The organism is Paraburkholderia sp. SIMBA_027 (assembly GCF_046535315.1).
Lineage (GTDB): Bacteria > Pseudomonadota > Gammaproteobacteria > Burkholderiales > Burkholderiaceae > Paraburkholderia > Paraburkholderia tropica.
Genome location: NZ_JAWRWY010000031.1, coordinates 51,608 through 58,425, shown reverse-complemented (window position 1 = coordinate 58,425; position 6,818 = coordinate 51,608). Strand labels below are relative to the sequence as shown.

The following is a 6,818-nucleotide window of genomic DNA, read 5'->3' as shown; positions in this document are numbered from 1 at the left end:
GGCGTGGCCGGCGCGGGCGTGCTGATTACCGAAGGCGTGCGCGGCGAAGGCGGCATTCTGCGTAATTCGAATGGCGAGCGCTTCATGGAACGTTATGCGCCGACGCTGAAGGATCTCGCGCCGCGTGACTTTGTTTCGCGCTCGATGGACCAGGAAATCAAGGAAGGCCGCGGTGTGGGCGCGCACAAGGATCACGTGCTGCTCGACCTGTCGCACATCGGCGCCGAGACCATCCTGAAGCGTCTGCCGTCGATCCGCGAAATCGCGCTGAAGTTCGCGAACGTCGACTGCATCAAGGAACCGATCCCGGTCGTTCCGACGATTCACTACCAGATGGGCGGTATCCCCACGAACATCAACGGCCAGGTCGTCGGCACGCCGAAGGGCCACGAAGAAGTCGTCAACGGCTTCTACGCCGTGGGCGAATGCTCGTGCGTCTCGGTGCACGGCGCGAACCGCCTGGGCACGAACTCGCTGCTCGACCTCGTGGTGTTCGGCCGTGCGGCCGGCAACCACATCGTCAAGCACGTGAAGGAGCTCAAGGAGCACAAGCCGCTGCCGGCCGACGCCGCCGACTTCTCGCTCGCTCGCCTCGCCAAGCTCGACAACTCGACCTCGGGCGAATACGCCCAGAGCGTCGCGAACGAAATCCGCGGCTCGATGCAGAAGCACGCTGGCGTGTTCCGTACCTCGGCGCTGCTGGCCGAAGGTGTCAAGGACATCGCGCAGGTCACGGAACAGGCGAAGCACATTCACCTGAAGGACAAGTCGAAGGTGTTCAACACCGCGCGCGTCGAAGCGCTCGAAGTGGCGAACCTCGTGGAAGTTGCGCAGGCAACGATGGTCTCGGCTGAAGCCCGCAAGGAAAGCCGTGGCGCGCACGCACACAGCGATTACGAACACCGCGACGACGAAAACTGGCTGCGCCATACGCTGTGGTTCAGCGAAGGCAACCGTCTTGACTACAAGCCGGTTCACATGAAGCCGCTGACCGTCGAGTCCGTGCCGCCGAAGGCGCGTACGTTCTAAGGCACACGCCAGTCAAAAGGAATTGGGAAATGGCCAAACGTATTTTTGAAGTCTACCGCTACGATCCGGACAAGGATTCGGCGCCGCGCATGCAGACGTACGAGCTGGAACTCACGCACGAGCGCATGCTGCTCGACGCGCTGGTGAAGCTCAAGGAAGTCGACGAAACGCTGTCGTTCCGCCGTTCGTGCCGCGAAGGCGTGTGCGGTTCGGACGCGATGAACATCAACGGCAAGAACGGTCTGGCGTGCCTCACGAACCTGAACGACCTGCCGGCGAAGATCGTGCTGCGCCCGCTGCCGGGCCTGCCCGTCGTGCGCGACCTGATCGTCGACATGACGCACTTCTTCAACCAGTACCACTCGATCAAGCCGTACCTGATCAACGACACGCCGCCGCCCGAGAAGGAGCGTCTGCAGTCGCCCGAGCAGCGTGACGAACTCGACGGTGTGTACGAGTGTATTCTGTGCGCGAGCTGCTCGACGTCGTGCCCGAGCTTCTGGTGGAATCCGGACAAGTTCGTCGGCCCGGCCGGCCTGCTGCAGGCTTACCGCTTCATCGCGGACAGCCGCGACGAAGCCACCGGCGAGCGTCTCGATAACCTCGAAGATCCGTACCGTCTGTTCCGTTGCCATACGATCATGAACTGCGTCGACGTCTGCCCGAAGGGCCTGAACCCGACGAAGGCGATCGGCAAGATCAAGGAACTGATGGTCCGCCGCGCGGTTTGACCACGGCGAGAACGTATGGACTCGCACCAGTCTGACCCTCATCGCCGCGCGCGCCTTCGCTGGCGCGCGCGGCGCGGTATGCTCGAAAACGACATTATTTTCGAGCGATTTTTCGACCGCTACGAGCATGACCTCAGCGACGCCGACGTGGGCGCTCTTACGCGCCTGCTCGAGCTGAGCGATAACGACCTGATGGACTTGCTGCTCGCGCGCAAGGAACCAGAAGGCGACCTTGCCGACCCGGACGTGAAGCGGGTGCTGGAGCTGCTTCGCAACGTCTGAGACGCGGTGACGCCAGGAGGCGCCGCGCCGGACGTGCAAACTATCGAATCCTGTGTTTATCTTCGATTGAGGATGTGCTATGACCCCGTCTGATGTAAAAGCCACGCTATCGTTCAGCGACAATTCGCCGAGCGTCGAACTGCCGATCTACAAGGGCACCATGGGCCCGGATGTGATCGACATCCGCAAACTGTACGGTCAGACCGGCAAGTTCACGTATGACCCGGGCTTCATGTCGACGGCATCGTGCAACTCGGCGATCACGTATATCGACGGGGACAAGGGCGAGCTGCTGTATCGCGGCTACCCGATCGACAACCTCGCGCAAAACGCCGACTTCCTCGAATCCTGCTATCTGCTGCTCAAGGGCGAACTGCCGAACCAGGCGCAGAAGGACGAGTTCGTGAAGACCGTCACGCAGCACACGATGGTTCACGAGCAGATGCAGTTCTTCTTCCGTGGCTTCCGTCGCGACGCGCACCCGATGGCCATTCTGGTCGCGGCTGTCGGCGCACTGTCGGCGTTCTATCACGATTCGCTCGACATCAATAACGCGAAGCATCGCGAAGTGTCGGCAATCCGCATGATCGCGAAGCTGCCGACGCTCGTCGCCATGGCGTACAAGTACTCGATCGGTCAGCCGTTCGTGTACCCGCAGAACGATCTGTCGTACAGCGCGAACTTCATGCGCATGATGTTCTCGAACCCGTGCGAAGAGTACAAGGTCAACGACGTGCTCGTGCGCGCGCTCGACCGTATCCTGATCCTGCACGCCGACCACGAACAGAACGCCTCGACCTCGACGGTCCGTCTGGCAGGTTCGTCGGGCGCGAACCCGTTCGCGTGTATCGCGGCCGGTATCGCGTGTCTGTGGGGCCCGGCGCACGGCGGTGCGAACGAAGCCGCACTGAACATGCTTGAGGAAATCGGTTCGGTGGAAAACATCCCCGAATTCATCAAGCAGGTGAAGGACAAGAACTCGGGCGTGAAGCTCATGGGCTTCGGTCACCGCGTGTACAAGAACTACGATCCGCGTGCGAAGCTGATGCGCGAAACGTGCCACGAAGTGCTCGAAGAACTGGGCCTGCACGACGATCCGCTGTTCAAGCTCGCGATGGCGCTCGAAAAGATCGCGCTCGAAGACGAATACTTCGTGTCGCGCAAGCTCTACCCGAACGTCGACTTCTACTCGGGCATCGTTCAGCGCGCGCTGGGCATCCCGACGTCGATGTTCACGTGTATCTTCGCGATGGCACGTACGGTGGGCTGGATCGCCCAGTGGAACGAAATGATCGCCGACCCCGAACAGAAGATCGGCCGTCCGCGTCAGCTGTTCATCGGCAACACGCCGCGCGAAGCGAAGCCGATCTCGCAACGCTAAGCATCATCGCCTGTTCGTACGGCGTGCCTTTGCGGCGCGTCGTGCGGCAAGCAAAAAACGCTCCGCCGGGTTTGTTCCGGCGGGGCGTTTTCTTTTTCGGGCCTCGACTTCGAGATCCGCCCTGTTCCGCCCTCAAATCCAGCCGTCGATCTTCAGGCCGCTCGCCTGTTCGGCTTCTTCGCGCGAGACCTGGCGCACTGTTTCGCCGAAGCTCCACACGTGGCCTTCCGGGTCGCAGGCCGCGTAGACGCGGTCGCCGTAGAACTGGTCCTCGGGCTCGCGCACGATCGTCGCGCCGGCGGCGCGCGCGCGTTCGCAATGCGCGTCGAGTCCGCGCCTGAGCTGCACGTGCACCGACTGCGTGTTCTTGCCGCCGACGGCGGCGGGGCTCGTCGAGGGCATGCCCGGCCACTCGCCGCAGACCATGATGTAGCCATCCTCGAAGCGCATTTCCGAGTGGCAGACTTTGCCGTCCGGCGTGGTGACGACGAACTGCGTCGTGAAGCCGAACGCTTTCTCCAGCCAGGCGAGCGCGGCGCGCGGGTCGCGGTAATAGATCGCGCTGCCGAAGGCCGGGCGTTGCGAGGTGTCGCTCATGATCGTCTCCTGTCGTGTCTCGAATGACGTAATGCGGACGCACTGCGCGGGCACTGCGTGAGACGAATCTAGCACCGTCGCGCGGCGCTCGCGTGCGCCGTGACGATCCGCTTGCCGCCGTTCATCCGCGCACGGCCGCACCCCGCGAATCCTTTATCATGGACGCGTCCCCCTTTTCTGCCACGATCGCCCGCATCGTCCAGATCGCCGAGCCGCTCCATGTTCTTCGCCGCGAATTCCCTGCACCGCCGTCTGAGCATCGCCATCGGCACGCTCGCGATCGTCGTGGGCCTGCTCGGCGCGCTCGGCACCTTCCTCGTGGTGCGCAGCCTTGCGAGCGAGTTCAGCACGAGCCTGCGCGACGCCGCCGCGCACGTGCAGGCGGGCGCACCGCCGCAGCGCCACCACGCGGCCACAGCGAACGGCGAGCGCCGTCCTTCGGACGATTTCGTGGTGCAGATCTGGTCGGCGAGCGACGCCGCCGCGCCGAGCCGCACGAGCGATGCCGATATCGCGTTGCCGCGCGCGCAGGCCGGTTTTTCATCGATCGATTACGACGGCGAGACGTGGGACGTCTTCGCGCTCGCCGCCGGCGACGAACACATCCAGGTGGCCGAATCGCGCAGCATGCGCAATCGCAACGCGCTGCGCGTGGCGTTCTGGAGCCTGTTGCCGGTGCTCGCGCTGCTGCCGCTGCTCGCGCTCACCATTGCGGTGACGGTGCGCCTGTCGCTGCGTCCGCTCGAACGCGTCGGGCGTCGCGCGGCGCAGGTCGATCTGCACGATCTGCGCGAACTGAAGCCGCTCGACGTGGCGAAAGCGCCCGTCGAGCTGCGGCCGTTCATCGAGTCGATCAACCGCATGATCGAGCGCCTCGCGCTACTCGTGAACACGGAGCGCAAGTTCATCGCCGATGCCGCGCACGAATTGCGCTCGCCCATTTCCGCGATGCAGTTGCAGATCGACAATCTGCACGACGCGCCGCCCGATCAATACCGCGAGCGCTTCGACGAACTGCGGCGCGGCGTGGCGCGCACGGGCGCGCTCGTCTCGCAGTTGCTCGGGCTCGCGCGCGCGGAGATCGGCGGGGCGCAGCGCGCGCTCGCGGACATCGCGCTCGCGCCGCTCGTGACCGAGGTGCTGGCCGACCTGTTGCCGCTCGCCGACGCGCGCGGCGTCGATCTCGGCGTCGAGCGTCTCGATGAGGCGAGCGTGCATGCAACCGAGGCCGATCTGCGCGTGCTGACGCGTAACCTGATCGACAACGCGATTCGCTACGTGCATGCGGGCGGTCGCGTGGACGTGTCGGTGCGGCGCGAGGCGCGCAGCGTGACGATCGAGGTGCTCGACGACGGGCCTGGCATCGCCGAAACCGATTTGCCGCGCATTTTCGACCGCTTTTTCCGCGCGGGCGCGAACGACGCCGAAGGCAGCGGCCTCGGGCTTGCGATCGCGCAGGCGCTCGCGCACGGTTATCGCGGGCGCGTCACGCTGGAGAACCGCGCGGACGGCCAGACCGGCATCGTCGCGCGCATCGTGCTGCCGCTCGCGTGAGGGCGCGGGTCGAGCACATATCGACAGGCATACTGAGGAAATGGGGCGATGCGGATTCTGCTGATCGAAGACGATCTGCTGATCGGGCCCGCGCTGCTGCGCGCGCTCAAGGACGCGACCTATAGCGTCGACTGGGTGCGCACGGGCGAAAGCGGCCGCGCGGCCATTCGCGACGGGTCGTACACGGCGATCCTGCTTGATCTCGGGCTCGGCGACATGAGCGGTCTGGACGTGCTGCGCGGGCTGCGCGAGTCGAACGACACGACGCCGGTCATCGTCATCACCGCGCGCGACGATGTGGATACGCGCGTGGAAGGGCTCGATCTCGGCGCCGACGACTATCTCGTGAAGCCGTTCGAGAGCAAGGAGCTGCTCGCGCGCATCCGCGCGGTGGTGCGGCGCAAGTCGGGTTTCGCTTCATCGACGATGGGCAGCGGGCGCGTGACGCTCGACATGAATGCGCGCCGCCTCACGTTCGACGGCCAGAGCGACGATCTCTCCGCGCGCGAATATGCGCTCATGCTCGCGCTGCTCGAACGCCCCGGCGCGATTCTCTCGCGTCAGCAGATCGAGGAGCGGCTTTACGGCTGGGGCGAGGAAGTGGAGAGCAACGCGGTCGACGCGGTGATCTACAGCGTGCGGCGCAAATTCGGTCATGCGGTCATCCGCAACGTGCGCGGGCTCGGCTGGGCGGTGTGCGTCTGACGCAAACGCGAAGAAAAACGCGGCGAGCGGACGACTCGCCGCGAGGCGCGCGACGCGGGGGGAAAGCCGCGTCGCCCGCGCGAAACGATGGAGGCGGACGGGCGCGCTTACGACGCCAGCAGACGCTGCCACGGATGCGCCTGCCAGGCCCGCGAGAGCGCTGCGAGCAAGGCGGCTTCGCTATCGGCCACGTGACGGTCGGCATAGACCGCGACGTGGCACAGATTGAGCACCTCGGCGCGCATGACCGGGTCCTGCAACTCGCGCAGGACGTGCTGCATGACGTCGGAGTCGAGCTTGCACGCGTCGCTCCAGTTCAGGTGCGCGCTCACGAGCAGATCCTCGCAGAGCCCCTGCAGGATGGCGCCGAATTCGCCCGGTTCGAGGCCGAGGCGTTCCGCGATGCGCGCATGATGCACGGCGCTCAGTTCGCTGCTGCTGAGGTGGCCATCGGCGAGCAGGGCGATGGCGACGATCCGGCCCGCGGCCTGCGGGCTGTTGCTGGTGTAGGTTCGCATGGTCAGATGTCCTTGAGGTTG

The 6,818-nt window shown here is 65.0% G+C and carries 8 protein-coding genes; 6 read left to right on the top strand and 2 right to left on the bottom strand.

Annotated features, from left to right (window positions below; translation table 11 throughout):
* The 4 genes from SB764_RS36265 to gltA all read left to right on the top strand — a co-directional run.
* Window positions 1-1,029 (top strand): FAD-binding protein (locus SB764_RS36265; RefSeq protein WP_410866247.1); only part of this gene is annotated, 1,029 nt, incomplete at its 5' end.
* Window positions 1,030-1,058: 29 nt separating this feature from the next.
* Window positions 1,059-1,760: a succinate dehydrogenase iron-sulfur subunit gene (locus SB764_RS36260; protein WP_065060022.1), complete on the top strand. Its 702-nt coding sequence runs from the start codon at window positions 1,059-1,061 to the stop codon at window positions 1,758-1,760.
* 15 nt (window positions 1,761-1,775) lie between these two features.
* Window positions 1,776-2,042 carry a succinate dehydrogenase assembly factor 2 gene (locus tag SB764_RS36255; RefSeq protein WP_065060021.1) on the top strand — a complete coding sequence of 89 codons (267 nt, stop codon included), beginning with the start codon at window positions 1,776-1,778 and terminating at the stop codon, window positions 2,040-2,042.
* 79 nt (window positions 2,043-2,121) lie between these two features.
* Window positions 2,122-3,423: a citrate synthase gene (gltA, locus tag SB764_RS36250; protein ID WP_065060020.1), complete on the top strand. Its 1,302-nt coding sequence runs from the start codon at window positions 2,122-2,124 to the stop codon at window positions 3,421-3,423.
* A gap of 132 nt (window positions 3,424-3,555) precedes the next feature.
* Here the strand turns inward: gltA and SB764_RS36245 are convergent, their stop codons facing one another.
* Window positions 3,556-4,020, bottom strand: coding sequence for a VOC family protein (locus SB764_RS36245; protein WP_065060019.1), 465 nt, complete (start codon window positions 4,018-4,020; stop codon window positions 3,556-3,558).
* A gap of 219 nt (window positions 4,021-4,239) precedes the next feature.
* On the opposite strand from SB764_RS36245, the gene SB764_RS36240 reads away from it, so the two are divergent.
* Together SB764_RS36240 and SB764_RS36235 are read left to right on the top strand one after the other, a co-directional pair.
* Window positions 4,240-5,574: a sensor histidine kinase gene (locus tag SB764_RS36240; RefSeq protein ID WP_065060018.1), complete on the top strand. Its 1,335-nt coding sequence runs from the start codon at window positions 4,240-4,242 to the stop codon at window positions 5,572-5,574.
* Between the two features lie 48 nt (window positions 5,575-5,622).
* Window positions 5,623-6,279, top strand: a complete 657-nt coding sequence (locus SB764_RS36235) for a response regulator transcription factor (protein WP_065060017.1) — start codon at window positions 5,623-5,625, stop codon at window positions 6,277-6,279.
* Between the two features lie 107 nt (window positions 6,280-6,386).
* On the opposite strand, the gene SB764_RS36230 is transcribed toward SB764_RS36235, so the two are convergent.
* The gene (locus SB764_RS36230; RefSeq protein ID WP_065060016.1) at window positions 6,387-6,797 is read right to left on the bottom strand and encodes a TerB family tellurite resistance protein; all 411 of its coding nucleotides are present in this window, start codon (window positions 6,795-6,797) and stop codon (window positions 6,387-6,389) included.
* Between the last annotated feature and the right edge of the window lie 21 nt (window positions 6,798-6,818).